We start from the raw sequence: 16,874 nt of genomic DNA on the forward strand, positions 1-16,874 counted from the left end.
CTGAGGTGGATTCATCCAGTTCAAAGACTCGTTGACGGAGTTCTGAGGTGGATTCATCCAGTTCAAAGACTCGTTGACGGAGTTCTGAGGTGGATAAACAAAGTAAGGGCGTACATCTGTACGCCCTTAGAGCAAATTTATTTATAGTGCTTCTGTGTTGAGTGCAATAGAAACCTAACCCCCAACCCCTTCGCTACAAAGGAAGAGGAGTAAGATTCAAACCCTTTCTCCTTTTAGGACACAGGAATGGAAGTAAGGTGAAAGTGGATTGCATACAAACCAGAAGCCCTATACTGCAAAAATTTTTGAAAATGATATCAGACTGCCTACGAGTGTTAATTTATCAAGAGACAGAAATTTTTACAGATTTCCCTTTACCAATAGCTTTAAAGCGTTCGCCCAACTGTTCAGCGACACTTTTTAAGCCTGGAGTCTTTTTTGATGCTGTCTTGACGTAATCATAAACAGTCAAACTGCTAGTCATAGCTTCACTACCGACTGCCATTAAGGTATCATCTACCTGTTCAGTGAGTTGCTGGATTGAGATTAAAAGTTCAGTCAGCACAGCAGCTAATTGATAATCTTGAACAAGTTCCTCAACGTCAAAAGTGGCTGGAAGGATTTCAGGGTTAGACTGAGCAGCGGTGACGCTATTATTTACAAAGGCTAGGCTTTTATCACCCATTTTTACCAACTTCCGCCGTTCTTCCGTGCTGAGAGTAATCAGGAAGGGAAGCTTTTGTTGGACTTTCTGTAGCGCGGCTTTAACTTCTTGGATATCTTGTGGGGAAAGGGAGGCTCTAATATTTTGATAGGCCATTGTATATCTACCTTGGTAGTTCTAATGGTGAAGTAGCAAGTTTTGCTAAATATAGAATTCCCATTGGTGGATGCGATCGCACATTTTCGTATAATTTCTCTGTAAGCACCTACCACTGAATAAATCTTTATAGCCTTCTCAAGTGCAAAGACACTGGCGAATGTGGTTTCACTGTGGGCGTAGTCGTCGCATTGTTCATAATTTTTCGCCAATCTTTTATTCTTAACTCTGATAATCTTGCTTGCTTTGATTTGCTTGCTCAATGCGTTGCCTAATTGCTTCTTCTGCAATGCGAATATTTTCTTCTATTGGCGTACCGTCTTCAACTACCATTGGCCCGTACCATGTTGCTTCTGAATCAGGAGTGCGGCGGCCATATAAAACACGCAAAGGCTCTACATCTTCCCGATGTGCAAGTGCGTAAGCTATTAGTTCTTTGTTAGTCATTGCTTCAAAATTCGGTCGCATTTAAAAACCTTCAGTTTCCATTAGCGGGTACAATGATTTGGAGTTCTTCATTGACAAAAATAAATACAACTCCGGTTTCGTCATCAAAGCGAAATAGCTCAATGCTCCGATAGGTGTTAGATAACATCTGGCAGACACGCACACAGGCTAAGGCTTGTTTGTTAGTTGGGTTGATCGTCTGTTCCTCAATTGTGACATGGATAATAGTAAGCCTTTCTTTTACGGTTTCTACTGTAAATAGTAAATCTTAAGGGGAGCCAGAATGAGCAGAGGTTTCCTACTGTGGCTACCCTTTGCAGGTTTATAAGTAAACCCTGCTTGTAACAACAAGCTTTTGAGTTCTCTAATTTTCTTGGGCATATACTCAGCTTATATTTACCGTTCCCACTGCTTTAACTTCTTTTGAGCAAATTCCCGCACTTGCTCATCTGGGTCATTCTCTGCCTTGTCGCGCAACAGTGGTAAAGTCTGGGGATGCTGAGGAAATTGCTTGATAATTATCTCCAGTGCAATGCGCCGAGGATTAGTTTCATCCTCTTCCTTGCACTCAAAAGGGTCATTGACAGCGCAGTTGTAAAACACATCAAACACACTAGAATCATCATCGTGGAAGCATCTGGCTAATTCTCGCACTGCTCTAAGTCGCAGACACGCGCTATCATCCTCCTTAGCACGAGTTATGAGCAAAGTTTTAGTTTCCGGGTTTTCTTTAAAACTTCTAGCTAATTCTTGAACTGCCGCACGTCGCATTTTCCAATAATCATCCTTGATAGCGCGAGTTATGAGGATAATTTTTGTATCTGGATCACCTTTGAATTTACTAGTTAATTCTCGCACTGCGGCATATCGCACATTCCAACTATTATCATTGGTGGCGCAAGTTTTGAGGAAGTTTTTGGTGTCGGGGTCATCTTTGAAATTACTAGTTAATTCTTGCACTGCTATATATCTTACATTCCAATTATTATCATTAGTAATACAAGTTTTGAGGAAGGTTTTAGTGTTGGGGTCATCTTGGAAGCTTCTGGCTAGTTTTTGCACTGTTACAAATCGTAAATTCCAATTATTATCAGTAGCAGGAGTTATGAGGAAAGTTTTAGTGTCAGAGTCATTTTTGAAACTTCTAGCTAATTCTCGCAATGATGTACGTTGTACTTCCGCATCATCATCGGTAGCGCCAGTTATAAGGAAAGTTTTAGTGTCGGGATCATCTTGGAAGCCTCTGGCTAATTCTTGCAGAAATATCACAGGTATCTGGAAAACCTCACTTCTATTTCTCTCTCCTAAAAAGAGAAGCCACTGCGGTGGACGGGTTCCCCGGCATAAAGCAAGTGGCGTCAGAGACTTTGAATTTTTCCCCCTTTCGGCGTCGGGAAGGGGGTTAGGGGCTTAGGTTTCGCGTTGGTTTTTCAAATCTAATTGGAAACTGCGATGTCTACGACGGGCTGCGCCAACGCAATCTCCACAGCACGCTCACGCTATAACCATGAGCCGCCGCTAGTTCTTGTAAGGGATATGTGCAATCACTGCACGAATTTTACCTGCTTCAATCAATTCTTTGAGAAAAACCAAGTCCTTAAGGTTGCGTTTGTCAAGGATAAATTTAGCTTTTTGACCGGGAAGGAATGCTGTGAAGATCCTCTGCACAACGGTTTAATGGCTAGGCTGTGGTAATATAAACACCGTTCGATTTAAGGACTTTTTCAGTTTGTGAAAGTGATCGCTCTGCTTTGTTTGTAACTCTCAGTTCACCTATTTTTTGATGAATTAGGAAAAAGGATTGCAAAACTATATCTAACGAAGTATTGTCAAAAAGTACTACCTATGAGTTAGCCTGGCTCTAACTCTTGACCAGCAAATAGTCAGGTGTAATATAAATCACTACCACAGTAGAAGGAAGTTCAAAGTTGTTTGATCTAAACCCGACACAGATACTCGGACGCATACTATCCGCATCGTTAGTTAGTTTGCTCGCCTCACTTACTAGTCTGATATCCTTAGAAGTTCTTCCCACCCCAGCATTCGCCGGCCCGCCAGCTGCATCTGTTCAAACCAAGCTGAAAGTGCCTAATGGAATGAATTCTGCGCCCTTCAATATTAACCGTTACTTGAAAGTGCCACCCAACTTCTCCATCTCTGTTTATGCTCGGATTAACAAGGCTCGCTTTATAGCAGTTGCTCCCAATGGTGATCTTCTAGTGTCACAGCCCAGTACGGGAAAAGTGTTAATTGTCCGGTCAAATGGCAGCAATAACCCAATTATTTCTGACTTCGTAACGGGTCTACGCCAGCCACACGACATTGTGTTTCATAAGATTGACAACACCACATACATTTATATCTCTGAGACTCATCAAATTAACCGCTTCATCTACAACTTTGGAGACCGAATTGCAAAAAATCGGCAAATCGTTATAACTGGTTTACCAGATAACAGCACATCGGAACTCAAAGGCGCTTATGGTCACGAACTGAAAAATATCGCACTTGATGTCAATCACAAACTGTATGTGTCGATCGCCTCTACATGCAATGCCTGCACGGCAGATACTGTCAGCAACCCAAAGCGCGGCGCGATTTACCAGTACAACGCTGATGGAACCAATCGGCGGCTTTTTGCCCAAGGTTTACGCAATGCCGAAGGATTAGCATTTTTACCTAACACAAATGACCTTTGGGTAGCTGTAAATAATCGAGACAACATCGCCTATCCCTACAACGATGGCAGTGGCAAATACGGTAAGGTTATCCAGTCTTATGTGGACAACCACCCACCGGACGAGTTGACGAAAGTCCGAGATGGCGGTAACTACGGTTGGCCATTTTGCAACCCCAATCCTGACACGGCAAATGGCTTCAACAATATGCCCTTTGATCGCGACTATCAGTTCAATCCTGATGGACATATTTATTGCAATGCATTGGACAGGATTAGCAAGGGTATCCTAGCCCATTCGGCTCCCTTGGGACTAACCTTCTTACAAAATACCAACTTTCCTAGCTTGTACTCAAATGGGGTAGTGGTGGGGCTGCATGGTTCATGGAATCGGGATAAGAAAACGGGCTACAAAATAGCTTACTTTCCCTGGAATAGTACGACAAAGACTCTAGGGGACGAGATAGATTTAGTCAGCGATTGGCTAGTTCCAGCAACGCAGGAAGTCTGGGGGCGACCGGTGGATATGGCAGTCGATCAGCAAGGTAATTTGTTAATTTCGGATGACCAGAGCGGTACCATATACAAGCTCTCATACACGCCGTCAGTACAGGTCAAGTAACACCAAATTTTCTTTGCAAATTTGGGATGCTCCTCTGCCCCAGCTAAACTAACCACTCACCTTACTGTCCTCCAATCAACTGAAAACCGCGATGTCTACGACGGGCTACGCCAACGCAATTTTCCCACTGCACGTTCACTTTCGCTATAACTATGAGCAGTGGCTAGTTCGTCTAAGGGATATATGCAATCAATCACCACACGAATTTTACCCGCTTCGATCAATTCTTTAAGATAAACCAAATCTTGAGTGCTGGGTTTCTCAAAGATAAATTTAGCTTTTTGACCAGGAAGGAACGCTGTTAAGACCCTCTCTAAGAAAACTTCAGGGCTAGGTACTGTGGTGATATAAATTCCGTTGGGTTGGAGGACTTTTTTAGTTTGTGAGAGCGATATATTCATAGCGAACGTCTTGCTAAGGTTCCCATTCCAGATATTCCTCAACGGTCATTTTTGACGGCTGTTGGAGGATGGCTATCATAACTAAGATTTTTCACGCTTGGTTTGATTGTAGCTAAGTAGTATCAGCAACAAAGAGCGATGCCCTACGACCGACAACTCTACTAGAGGCTACGCCAACGCCTTTGCCTTTGCGCTAAAGCCATTTAAAGTCCCAGATTTATCACGGTATCTGGAAAACCCCACTTCTATTTCTTCCTCCTAAAAGGAGAAAAACTTTAAATTTTCGCCCTTAGAGCATGGGGAAGGGGGTTAGGGGGTTAGGTTTTTCGCCAAGGTTTGTAGTGAGCAATCAAGAAAATTCATAGCGATCGCTCAATCATGTTAGATTATAGTTTGTTGTTTCTTTCAAACACAAAATCTGAGAGTTCCCTACCCATCTCCTGATTGTGGGAATGAAAAAAAAGAACTGAAAAGTTAAACCTTTTGAAAAATATGTGCAGCAATACATCTATTTACCCAAGCCTGTATAGCTTGCCAGATAATATTTATAACCACAATTGAATATCATTCCCAAAGCAAAAATTAAAAAAAGATGAAGTGCATTTTTACCCTCAAAAAAATGATATGTTAGATACAGAATTGAATTTCGCACGTTTCTGGAGTAGAACGATATAAATTACTCCAGTTTTCACCCTCAAACCCCTGGTATTTATTGCTTTTAACGGAATTTGAGGGCAATCTGAGTACACATTAAAATAATCCAAACCCGGTTGCAAGTAGATTAAATTCCTTGCTGGAATAGGATTTTGGCTGAGTACAAATAAATCCTGAACCCCTGTCCATAAACACTAGAACCCCAACCAAAAAATACTAGAACCCCTACCTGAAAAAAAATTTTTTAATTCTTGTAATGCTTGAAGAATTAGGGTTTTTATTATTTGAGTACAAGCGTAATAAATCCAATAAATTCTATCCTAGATAGACGCATCGTCTGGCTAGGAGACGGCTGATATAACTCTTATATCGCCAATCACTTAACGCTCCAACACAAAACGAAGCAATGAGTGAGTGGAGGGATGACATAGCACCATGCCTAAAGTGAATAGAAGTCGCGGCTGTAAGCACAAATTCTACCCAAGAACCGAACATTGACACACACCAGCCGAACATCAAATATCTATCGCCTGCCCTACTTGAAAACAAGTCGTCCGAACCTAAGGGTTTGCAGGCAGTGTGGAAGACGCGACTTCAATTCCTGGGCATGAAAGAGTAGCAACAGCATCTCCCACAGTGGCAGCCAAGTCCACCGACCTTTTGCAAAACTCAATGACATCACCGTCTACACGACTCCTCAACTCTACCGCCACGGAATCGACAACCCAAGCAAAATCAGGTGGTTGCGGCTGCGACAGCAACACCAGCGCCACCGTGGAAAGGGACGAAAAGCTCCAAGAACGCATTGCTAAACATCCCTGCTACAGCGAAGACGCTCATCACCACTACGCGCGGATGCACGTTGCAGTTGCTCCAGCCTGCAACATTCAATGCAACTATTGCAACCGTAAATATGATTGCGCTAACGAAAGCCGTCCTGGAGTAGTTAGCGAATTGCTAACACCAGAACAAGCAGCACACAAAGCTTTGGTCATTGGCGGCAAGATTCCCCAAATGACAGTTGTGGGAATTGCCGGCCCTGGCGACCCACTGGCGAACCCAGATAAGACTTTCCGCACATTTGAGTTGATTGCAGAGCAAGCACCAGATATCAAGCTATGCTTATCAACCAATGGTTTAATGCTACCTGACTACGTTGATCGCATTAAAGAATTAAATATAGATCACGTTACGATCACCATAAACGCGGTAGATCCAGAGATCGGTGCTAAGATTTATCCTTGGGTTCACTACAAGCGCAAGCGTTACAGAGGTCTTGAAGGCGCGACAATTCTCCACGAAAGACAGATGGAAGGATTGCAAGCCCTTAAAGATGCTGACATCTTGTGCAAAGTTAACTCCGTGATGATTCCCGGAATTAATGACCAGCACTTAGTCGAAGTGAATCGAGTCATTCGTGAAAAAGGTGCATTCTTGCACAACATCATGCCATTGATTTCTGCACCAGAACATGGCACACACTTTGGTTTAACCGGTCAACGCGGCCCCACACCCAAAGAACTCAAAGAAGTTCAAGACAATTGCTCCGGTAACATGAAAATGATGCGTCACTGTCGCCAGTGCCGCGCCGATGCAGTCGGATTATTGGGAGAAGACCGCAGCCAGGAATTTTCCAAAGAGAAATTCTTAGAAATGACTCCAGAATATGACATGGAGAAACGCCAAGAAGTTCACGACGGTATTGAGAAGTTTAAAGAAGAACTTAAAGTTGCTAAAGACAAGGCGCTAGTCGGTAAGAAATTTGCCAACAATCCCAAAGTCCTAGTTGCAGTAGCAACCAAAGGCGGCGGATTGGTTAACCAGCACTTCGGTCATGCCAAAGAATTCCAAATTTACGAAGTGGATGGTAATGAAGTTCGCTTTGTCGGTCATCGCAAAATTGACCAATACTGCCAAGGTGGATACGGCGAGGAAGCTACTTTTGAGCATATTATGAAAGCGATCGCAGATTGCAAAGCAGTTTTAGCCTCCAAGATTGGTAACAGTCCTCAAGAAAAATTGCAAAAAGCTGGAATACAGACTGTTGAAGCTTACGACGTGATTGAGAAGGTTGCTTTGGAGTTTTACGAGCAATACGTTAAGGAATTAGGGAATAAGGAATAGGGACTGGGGATTAGGGACTGGGGACTGGGAATTAAGAAAGAATTTTCCCAATACCCAGTACCCAATACCTAGTACCCAATACCCAATCCCTAATCCCCAAAAAAGGAGAATAATAATGGCTTACAAAATTATTACTAGCCAGTGTATTTCCTGCAATCTCTGTCTATCGGGATGTCCCACAAATGCAGTTAAAGTGGTTGACGGACAGCACTGGATTGACCCTGAACTTTGTACAAATTGTATTGGTAGCATTCATACCGTGCCTCAGTGTAAAGCTGGTTGTCCTACATGCGACGGTTGCGTTAAGCAGCCTAGCGATTATTGGGAAGGCTGGTTTGCCGATTACAACCGCGTAGTTGCTAAATTAACAAATAAACAAGATTACTGGGAACGTTGGTTTAACAGCTATTCCCAGAAATACTCCGAACAGTTGCAAAAGCGTCAGCCCCAAACAATGGGAGCAGAAGCTTTAATAAATCGTAATTCGTAATTGAAAACAACAATGCAAAATAACTGCATCTATCTCGATAATAATGCCACCACTAAGGTAGACTCAGAAGTTATAGAGGTAATGCTACCTTACCTGACAGACTTTTACGGCAATCCCTCTAGTATGCATACCTTTGGTGGGCAAGTCGGTAAAGCACTGAAAACAGCAAGAGAACAACTTGCAGCCATCCTGGGAGCCGATCAGTCAGAAATTGTCTACACAAGTTGTGGAACTGAGGGAGATAACGCCGCGATTCGAGCCGCGCTATTGGCGCACCCAGAAAAGCGACACATCGTTACCACCCAAGTTGAACATCCGGCAGTACTTAATGTCTGCAAACAATTAGAAACCCAAGGTTACAGTGTTACCTATCTTTCAGTAAATCATCAAGGGCAGCTGGATCTAGATGAACTAGAAGCTTCCTTGACGGGTAACACCGCCCTGGTGACAATTATGTATGCTAATAACGAAACCGGCACGATTTTCCCGATTGAGCAGATTGGGTTGCGGGTGAAAGAATATGGCGCTATCTTCCATGTAGATGCGGTGCAAGTAGTGGGAAAAATCCCCTTGAATATGAAGACTAGCACTGTGGATATGTTAACCGTGTCTGGTCATAAGCTGCACGGACCTAAAGGAATTGGTGCTTTGTATATCCGGCGCGGGGTTCGGTTCCGTCCCTTCATACTTGGGGGACACCAAGAACGCGGACGTAGGGCGGGAACAGAGAATGTTCCGGGAATTATTGCCTTGGGCAAAGCTGCGGAACTTGAACTGTTACACTTAGAAGAAGCAAACAAAAGAGAAACAAGGCTGCGCGATCGCCTCGAACAAACTTTACTCGCTACAATTCCTGATTGTGTAGTAAATGGTGACCCTACGCAGAGATTGCCCAACACCACCAATATCGGCTTCAAGTATATTGAAGGTGAAGCTATCTTACTATTGTTGAATAAATACGGTATCTGTGCCTCATCCGGTTCTGCTTGTACATCCGGTTCACTCGAACCTTCCCACGTCCTTCGGGCTATGGGCTTACCCTACACAACTTTGCACGGTTCCATCCGCTTCAGCCTTTGTCGCTACACCACTGAAGCAGAAATCGATCAAGTGATAGAGGTAATGCCCAGTATTGTGGAACGTTTACGCGCCCTGTCACCCTTCAAAAATGATGATGCAGGTTGGCTGCAAGAACAAGAGCAAGCACTGGCACATCGTTAGGAACTGGGGACTGGGGACTAGGGAATGAATTTTCCCGGTACTCAATACCCAACCCAGTACCTCAATCTAAAATCCAAAATCTAAAATCTAAAATTCATTATGTGGGACTACACCGATAAAGTATTAGAACTGTTTTACGATCCCAAAAATCAGGGAGCAATCGAAGAAACGAGCGAACCTGGGGTTAAGCTTGCAATGGGAGAAATCGGTAGCATTGCTTGCGGTGATGCTCTGAGACTACACCTGAAAGTGGAAGTAGAATCTGATAAGATCCTAGATGCTCGTTTTCAAACCTTTGGCTGTACTAGTGCGATCGCATCTTCTAGTGCATTAACCGAAATGGTCAAAGGTTTAACCTTAGATGAAGCACTGAAAGTGTCCAACAGAGACATTGCAGATTACCTGGGTGGTTTACCAGAAGCAAAGATGCATTGCTCTGTCATGGGACAAGAAGCGCTAGAAGCCGCTATCTATAATTATCGTGGCATTCCTCTAGCTACCCATGATGATGATGATGAAGGCGCGTTAGTTTGCAGTTGCTTTGGGATCAGCGAGGCCAAAATTCGCCGCGTCGTTCTAGAAAATAATCTCACTGGTGCCGAAGAGGTAACAAATTATGTGAAAGCTGGTGGGGGATGCGGTTCCTGTTTGGCAAACATTGATGATATTATTAAATCAGTGCAACAGGAATTCGCCGCACCTGATCTCAACAACTATGGCGTAAAAGTTGCCACAGAAATTGTTACGTCCAAAGAGCGATCGCTAACTAACGTGCAAAAAATTGCTCTAATTCAAAAAGTTCTCGATGAAGAAGTCAGACCCGTACTCATCGCTGACGGGGGAGATGTAGAACTCTATGATGTAGAAGGCGATCGCGTTAAAGTTGTATTGCAAGGTGCTTGCGGTTCCTGTTCAAGTAGTACAGCAACCCTAAAAATTGCGATCGAAGCCAGATTACAAGAGCGTGTCAGCAAGAGCCTTGTAGTCGAAGCAGTTTAGGAATTGCTGTAGGACTTAACGAACTCTACAAATACGCCCTAATATGCATTCAGCCAGGAATAGAAAGTAGGATTTGAATCGAATCATTGTCTCCACTCAATGCTTCATACCAATTCGCCAAAAGAAAGTAACACATTCAAATCTAACTTTCTTAATTACGAATTACGTAGACACCCGAAGGATTGCTTCCCCCAGGGGATTACGAATTACGAATTGGTATCAGTCCTACCACTATTACGGCTAACAGCATATAGGCAAAGAGATTAAGCGCCTAAAAAGCAAATTTCATCATCTAACTCGCTTCAAAGGAACAGGATATGAGCACATTGTACGACAAACTTGGCGGACAACCAGCTATTGAACAAATAGTAGATGAACTCCACAAACGTATTGCCACAGACAGCATCCTCAACCCATTTTTTGCTGGTACAGATATGGTTAAGCAACGTAATCATCTAGTTGCTTTCTTATCTCAGATTTTTGAGGGGCCAAAGCAATACAACGGTCGTCCAATGGACAAAACACACGCTGGAATGAATTTACAGCAACAACACTTCGATGAGATCGCAAAACTCTTGAGTGAATCAATGGCTGTACGTGGAGAGTCGCCAGAAGACACCACAGCTGCCCTAGAGCGCGTCTCAAATTTTAAGGACGCTATTTTGAACAAGTAGTAGGACTTATGCATTGATTGTTGACAAATAGCAACATCAAGTCCTATTTAGTTTTTCTAGCTGAAACACATTATGACGTATTTGTAAATTGCATAAGCTCTTAGTCATTAGTCCAGATAAATGATTAATGACTAACAGAAAAGTCTGATCGCCGGAAACCGGCGCTCAGAACTTCCGGGATAAAAGAAAAGAAAAAAACAAACAAAAATTTAACGAGGAAATAGATGTACTTGCTTTCAATAATTTTAGCTGTGGAGCGATCGCCCCCAGCAGGCACTTATGCCAATGCTACCAACGATGCTCTACACGTGCTCACTACTGTCGCTCAACAGGTGTGAACGCAACAGATAAAGGCAAAGACCCACCAACCAACCAATTGCAGGGAAATACGAACAATGACTGACGAAAACATTAGACAGATAGCTTTCTACGGTAAAGGCGGTATCGGTAAATCTACCACCTCCCAAAACACCTTGGCAGCTATGGCAGAAATGGGTCAACGCATCCTCATCGTCGGTTGTGACCCTAAAGCTGACTCTACCCGCTTGATGCTGCATAGCAAAGCTCAAACAACCGTTCTTCACCTCGCTGCTGAACGTGGTGCAGTAGAAGATATCGAACTCGAAGAAGTGATGCTCAACGGTTTCCGCAACGTTCGTTGCGTAGAATCTGGTGGTCCAGAACCCGGTGTAGGTTGTGCAGGTCGTGGGATCATCACCGCCATCAACTTCTTAGAAGAAAACGGTGCTTACCAAGACCTAGACTTCGTATCTTACGACGTATTAGGTGACGTTGTTTGCGGTGGTTTTGCTATGCCTATCCGTGAAGGTAAAGCACAAGAAATCTACATCGTGACATCAGGTGAAATGATGGCGATGTATGCTGCTAACAACATCGCTCGTGGTGTTCTTAAGTATGCTCACACAGGTGGCGTGCGTTTGGGTGGTTTGATTTGTAACAGCCGTAAAACTGACCGGGAACACGAACTCATCGAAACCTTGGCAAAACGGTTGAACACCCAAATGATTCACTTCGTACCCCGTGACAACATTGTTCAACACGCAGAATTACGCCGCATGACTGTTAACGAGTACGCACCTGAAAGCAACCAAGCTAACGAATATCGGACATTGGCTACCAAGATCATCAACAACAAAAATCTGGCTATTCCTACACCTATCGAAATGGAAGAACTAGAAGACTTGTTGATTGAATTCGGTATTCTCGAAAGCGAGGAAAATGCTGCCAAGTTGGTTGGTAAGACTGCTGAAGAAGCTCCTGTAGCATAAGTCGCTGCTAAGAAATAATGCTCTAGCACAAGGAAAAAGGAAGAATTCCATATCTTACCTTTTACCTTTGACCCTCTCCCTTTATCTCCCCCCTAACCTTAGAGGGGACTCCTAGTCCCCCTATGCCTGATCCTTACGAATCACAAAGGTTAAGTATGACACCTCCAGAAAATCAAAACATCATCCAAGAAAGAAAAGAACTAATTAAAGAAGTTCTCAGTGCTTATCCTGAAAAAGCTGCTAAAAAGCGGGAAAAACACTTAAACGTATACGAAGAAGGTAAGTCCGATTGCGGCGTTAAGTCTAACATCAAATCCCTGCCTGGCGTCATGACCGCTCGTGGTTGTGCTTACGCCGGTTCTAAGGGTGTGGTCTGGGGTCCTATTAAGGACATGATCCACATCAGCCACGGGCCTGTAGGTTGCGGTTACTGGTCTTGGTCTGGTCGTCGTAACTACTACCTTGGCACCACAGGTATTGACACCTTTGGTACCATGCACTTTACCTCTGACTTCCAAGAACGAGATATCGTCTTCGGTGGTGACAAGAAACTCGTCAAGCTAATCGAAGAACTTGATGTACTTTTCCCCCTCAACCGTGGTGTTTCCATTCAATCTGAATGTCCCATCGGTCTAATTGGGGATGACATCGAAGCTGTTGCTCGAAAGACATCGAAAGCAATTGGCAAACCAGTTGTACCTGTGCGTTGTGAAGGCTTCCGGGGTGTTTCCCAATCTTTGGGACACCACATTGCTAACGACATGGTTCGTGACTGGGTGTTTACCAGATCAGACCAAGCTAAGAAAGACGGTACACTTCAGTTTGAAGGTACTCCTTATGACGTAGCGATTATTGGTGACTATAACATCGGTGGTGATGCTTGGGCGAGCCGCATCCTGTTAGAAGAACTCGGCTTGCGCGTAGTCGCTCAGTGGTCAGGTGATGGCACCATCAACGAAATGTTGATGACCCCCAATGTGAAGATGAACCTCATCCACTGCTATCGGTCGATGAACTACATCAGCCGTCACATGGAAGAAGCTTACGGTATTCCCTGTACGAATTGTGATTTAATATGTTCTGATACCAGGATTTAGTCCACGTCTAACTTTGCTTAGTTTAAACATTGTTCTAAATGGACTAAATTTTAAGACACATTTAAGACACAATGAAAAGCAAGGCACAGGACGTTTTTGAGGATTTCACTCCGCCAGCATCTACCGATGGCAGCTATTTAGGAACGCAGAAACAAATGAAGGCTACTCGGCAGCATCTGGAACGCAAATTTGATAAAGGTTTGGCAGACACTAGGGCCCGCCTAAAAGCCGCTAAGGTGAAAGTGGGTTTGGTCGTGGCACGGGACACTATTCAATTGCAAGCATCCCTACCAATCAAGCCGGGCGATCGCGATATCAAGGGAACTGGTTTTAAGCAGTACAAGATTTCACTAAACATCCCTGCAAGCTTGGACGGGTTGAGAACCGCAGAGGAAGAGGCAAACGAACTAGGCAAGCTGATGGCCCGGAAACAGTTTGAATGGACTGATAAATATCTGGGTAAAACAGCTAGAGACGCTAACAGATCCCAAACACTTGGTGATGTTTTAGAAGAATTTGAAACTGAGTATTTCAAAACACACAAATTAACAGAAAAAAGTAAGCACACCTTTTTCTATTACAAGGATTATTTACGGCGATTGATTGGGTTAGATACTTTATTAACTCAATCGGAGGTTGATGAAAAACTTGCAGGCTTGACTGGGGATTCTGCCAAATACAGCGCTGTTAAATCGTTGAAAGTTTTAAAATCAACTCTTAATTTAACTAGTTTCACCCTCGAACAATTTAAAGCTACACAACCCAAAAGTCAGGCTAGGGACATCCCCAGTAATGAAGATATCGTCAAACATCATGAATCTTTTCATCAGTACTCATTGACTAGGAGCTTGACGATTAAAAAGAGTTGCTTAGACAGTTGGAAGATGTGGGAATGGGTGTATGGAATGCTTGCTACTTATGGACTACGCCCAAGAGAACTGTTTGTAAACCCTGAGATTGATTGGTGGTTGAGTCCTGAAAATAAAGATAATACATGGAAGGTTCACCCAGACACTAAAACTGGTTACAGGGAAGCCTTACCGCTACATCCTGAATGGGTTTACTTGTTTGATTTAAAAAATCCAGAGCCTTTGGAACTGTTAAAAGCTCAAACTGATGACAGAACTAGTTTTACAGATATCAACACTATTCGAGTTAATTGTTCATCATGGTTTAGGCGTGTAAATATTCCGTTTACGCCTTATGACTTACGTCATGCTTGGGCAATTCGAGCGCATATTATGGGCATTCCAATTAAAGCTGCTGCTGACAATTTGGGGCATTCTGTAGAGATTCACACTGAGATTTATCAGAAGTGGTTCAGCTTGGAGAACCGGAAGAAGGTAATTAAGCAGGCAGTAGATAAAAAAGATAGCATCGATACGTTGAAGGAAGAGAATGCACGACTAAGGGCTGAGGTGGAATATCTCAGGCAAGCTTTGGCACGGCATCAAATTAATGAGGTACTGTCTAATTAACTCACAACAGAATAGGGTTTATTAACAGAGGTGCATCTCTATCTATTTAGCTTTGAAACTATTAAATTAGTACTGCTGCCTTTTGGGGCAATGTATTAGAATAAATGCCTAAATTTTAGTAATTTCTGTTAAAAATGGTACTGAGAAAATTGTCTATAGTTGCTAAAAACGGTATCCAGAGCGGTTTTTAGCCGTCTACAGTTTTGTCTACAACTGTAGGCAGTGTAGACGCACTGCAACCGCACTTGTCACCGTTGATCGAGGCACATAAAGCGCTCATATCACCGTTGATCGTGGCACATAAAGCGCTCATATCATTGTTGATCGTGGCACTGTAGACACACTGCAACCGCACTTGTCACCGTTGATCGAGGCATATAAAGCGCTCATATCACCCACGTGTTAGCTCTTTAATAAAGGCTTGAATTGCTTTCCCGGCTGGTGATTGCCTACCCATTTTCAGCTTGGCAAGAGCGCGATCGCGGGCTGCTTCATAGTCCGGCTGCGCGAAATTACCTGTTGTCTGTAACTGTTGCCTGAGTTGCTGGTTTTCCCACTCCAGGCTTTTGACTTGGGACTGTAACTGGTCGATGGTTTCACTGTTCGCTACAGTTGACTCAATGTTGCTTGGCTGCCCGGTAGCGGCGCTATTCTCCTCTCCTACCGGGCTTTCGATTTTCCCCGCAGTTCCTCCAGTTGCGATCGCACTTCACTAAAACTCTCTTCTAGTTGCGATCGCACTTCACCCAAGCTTGCTGCTAGATTTTTTTCTATATGTTCATCTATCAATACTTTCACTTTGTCTAGGCTTTCTTCTATACGTTTATCTATCAGTACTTCAACCTTGTCTAAACCAGCATGATTACCAGACGTAGAGGGAATCTGGTTATTATCTAGACAATCATTTACGACCTGAAGAAGAACAGCCGAAGCTGTGGAGTTATTACTTGTTGCTAGTGCTTTGAACAATTCCCACTTTTCAGGCTCAATCCGAAAAGTGGCCAGTATTTTATCTGCCATTTTATCTAGACCGTTGTCTATAGTTATTTGAGTCTATCTTAAATCTATATGTTTGTCTATTAATGCCTTGACTTTCATCTAGAGATGTATCTATACTGTGTCTATTAGGAATCATTCAGGGTCGTAGCGAGTAAATCGTAGCGTCGTTTCGCTCCCCTAGTACCCACATGGGATAGATAAATGAAGTCAGCGCTTGAATGCGCCCCGGCAAGAGAGTCTGTAACCTCTCCCCCACCGGCACGACTTCCCCCAATCGTTCAGTTTGAAGACCCACGATTAAGAGGCAATACAAATTATGCAACAAGCGCAGACCGACAGCAATAGCGCTGCACAAGCTTTTAGTGCGAATAAAAGTGATGAATCTCTGCTTGAGATGATGACACACGCTCTGGATGAATGGAACCTGATTCGGTATTATCAGCAGCTTTTAGAATTTGAAAACATTGATTCCGATGAATCTATCGCACTGCTTACCGATTGCTACTTAAAGCTTTCAGAACCACATCGAGATGAGTTGGAACTAACCTTAAAGGCTATCCACAAGTTGGTTAGCACTATCTCAAAAGGTTAGCGAATGCTTATTTTACCAAAAGGTACTTGAGACTGGGAGTTAGAGCCGATGTATTAATAAAAATGCCTTGGCAGGGGTAATCGTCATCGAGGCGATCGCCCCAAGGATCATAAAACCTGAAGCCTTGCAAACAAACATTTTCAGACTAACGAGGAATTTATATGTCACCAATAGAGCAGTTTGCTAAATTGTTGCAAGACGCACGGCGAGACGACGGCTATATCAATGCGACCGAATGGTGCAAGCGTTTTGAGTATCGACTTGATAGCTGGAAGCGGTTGCCAATGTAA

The 16,874-nt window shown here is 43.5% G+C and carries 16 protein-coding genes and 1 pseudogene; 11 read left to right on the plus strand and 6 right to left on the minus strand.

Going from position 1 to position 16,874, the window contains the following annotated elements:
- Positions 1-343: 343 nt before the first annotated feature.
- The 3 genes from V7K40_RS30365 to V7K40_RS30375 all read right to left on the minus strand — a co-directional run bounded on the left by V7K40_RS30365 (position 344) and on the right by V7K40_RS30375 (position 2,536).
- On the minus strand, positions 344-820 hold the full coding sequence (locus V7K40_RS30365) for a hypothetical protein (protein WP_334966410.1): 477 nt from the start codon (positions 818-820) through the stop codon (positions 344-346).
- 222 nt (positions 821-1,042) lie between these two features.
- A complete protein-coding gene (locus tag V7K40_RS30370) occupies positions 1,043-1,288 on the minus strand; it encodes a hypothetical protein (protein WP_334966412.1) in 246 nt (81 codons plus the stop codon).
- A 375-nt stretch (positions 1,289-1,663) separates the two neighbouring features.
- A complete protein-coding gene (locus V7K40_RS30375; RefSeq protein WP_334966414.1) occupies positions 1,664-2,536 on the minus strand; it encodes a HEAT repeat domain-containing protein in 873 nt (290 codons plus the stop codon).
- Between the two features lie 659 nt (positions 2,537-3,195).
- Here V7K40_RS30375 and V7K40_RS30380 point away from each other — a divergent pair.
- The gene (locus V7K40_RS30380) at positions 3,196-4,566 is read left to right on the plus strand and encodes a PQQ-dependent sugar dehydrogenase (RefSeq protein ID WP_334966416.1); all 1,371 of its coding nucleotides are present in this window, start codon (positions 3,196-3,198) and stop codon (positions 4,564-4,566) included.
- Positions 4,567-4,661: 95 nt separating this feature from the next.
- Here V7K40_RS30380 and V7K40_RS30385 read toward each other — a convergent pair whose 3' ends face one another.
- Complete coding sequence (locus V7K40_RS30385) at positions 4,662-4,967, minus strand: zinc-binding dehydrogenase (RefSeq protein ID WP_334966418.1); 306 nt, start codon at positions 4,965-4,967, stop codon at positions 4,662-4,664.
- 16 nt (positions 4,968-4,983) lie between these two features.
- A pseudogene (locus V7K40_RS30390) lies at positions 4,984-5,046 on the minus strand (Uma2 family endonuclease); the annotation flags it as partial.
- Positions 5,047-6,293: 1,247 nt separating this feature from the next.
- Between V7K40_RS30390 and nifB the strand changes: the two are divergent.
- The 8 genes from nifB to V7K40_RS30430 all read left to right on the plus strand — a co-directional run bounded on the left by nifB (position 6,294) and on the right by V7K40_RS30430 (position 14,993).
- Positions 6,294-7,745 (plus strand): nitrogenase cofactor biosynthesis protein NifB, encoded by a 1,452-nt coding sequence (gene nifB / locus V7K40_RS30395; protein WP_334966463.1) that lies wholly within the window; start codon positions 6,294-6,296, stop codon positions 7,743-7,745.
- 115 nt (positions 7,746-7,860) lie between these two features.
- Positions 7,861-8,235 carry a 4Fe-4S binding protein gene (locus tag V7K40_RS30400; RefSeq protein WP_334827998.1) on the plus strand — a complete coding sequence of 125 codons (375 nt, stop codon included), beginning with the start codon at positions 7,861-7,863 and terminating at the stop codon, positions 8,233-8,235.
- 12 nt (positions 8,236-8,247) lie between these two features.
- Positions 8,248-9,456, plus strand: coding sequence for a cysteine desulfurase NifS (gene nifS / locus V7K40_RS30405; protein ID WP_334966420.1), 1,209 nt, complete (start codon positions 8,248-8,250; stop codon positions 9,454-9,456).
- 99 nt (positions 9,457-9,555) lie between these two features.
- Positions 9,556-10,455, plus strand: a complete 900-nt coding sequence (nifU, locus tag V7K40_RS30410) for a Fe-S cluster assembly protein NifU (protein ID WP_334966422.1) — start codon at positions 9,556-9,558, stop codon at positions 10,453-10,455.
- Positions 10,456-10,772: 317 nt separating this feature from the next.
- Complete coding sequence (locus V7K40_RS30415; protein ID WP_334966424.1) at positions 10,773-11,129, plus strand: group 1 truncated hemoglobin; 357 nt, start codon at positions 10,773-10,775, stop codon at positions 11,127-11,129.
- A 395-nt stretch (positions 11,130-11,524) separates the two neighbouring features.
- Positions 11,525-12,418: a nitrogenase iron protein gene (gene nifH, locus V7K40_RS30420; protein ID WP_334735100.1), complete on the plus strand. Its 894-nt coding sequence runs from the start codon at positions 11,525-11,527 to the stop codon at positions 12,416-12,418.
- A 155-nt stretch (positions 12,419-12,573) separates the two neighbouring features.
- Positions 12,574-13,515, plus strand: coding sequence for a nitrogenase component 1 (locus V7K40_RS30425; RefSeq protein ID WP_334966465.1), 942 nt, complete (start codon positions 12,574-12,576; stop codon positions 13,513-13,515).
- Between the two features lie 71 nt (positions 13,516-13,586).
- On the plus strand, positions 13,587-14,993 hold the full coding sequence (locus V7K40_RS30430; protein ID WP_334966427.1) for a site-specific integrase: 1,407 nt from the start codon (positions 13,587-13,589) through the stop codon (positions 14,991-14,993).
- Positions 14,994-15,653: 660 nt separating this feature from the next.
- Here the strand turns inward: V7K40_RS30430 and V7K40_RS30435 are convergent.
- Positions 15,654-16,013 (minus strand): hypothetical protein, encoded by a 360-nt coding sequence (locus V7K40_RS30435; protein ID WP_334966429.1) that lies wholly within the window; start codon positions 16,011-16,013, stop codon positions 15,654-15,656.
- A 295-nt stretch (positions 16,014-16,308) separates the two neighbouring features.
- Here V7K40_RS30435 and V7K40_RS30440 point away from each other — a divergent pair, with 295 nt between their 5' ends.
- Together V7K40_RS30440 and V7K40_RS30445 are read left to right on the plus strand one after the other, a co-directional pair.
- Positions 16,309-16,584, plus strand: a complete 276-nt coding sequence (locus V7K40_RS30440) for a hypothetical protein (protein ID WP_334966431.1) — start codon at positions 16,309-16,311, stop codon at positions 16,582-16,584.
- A 161-nt stretch (positions 16,585-16,745) separates the two neighbouring features.
- Positions 16,746-16,874, plus strand: a complete 129-nt coding sequence (locus V7K40_RS30445) for a hypothetical protein (RefSeq protein WP_334966433.1) — start codon at positions 16,746-16,748, stop codon at positions 16,872-16,874.

This window comes from Nostoc sp., assembly GCF_036917195.1.
In the GTDB taxonomy this organism is placed as follows: Bacteria; Cyanobacteriota; Cyanobacteriia; order Cyanobacteriales; family Nostocaceae; genus Nostoc.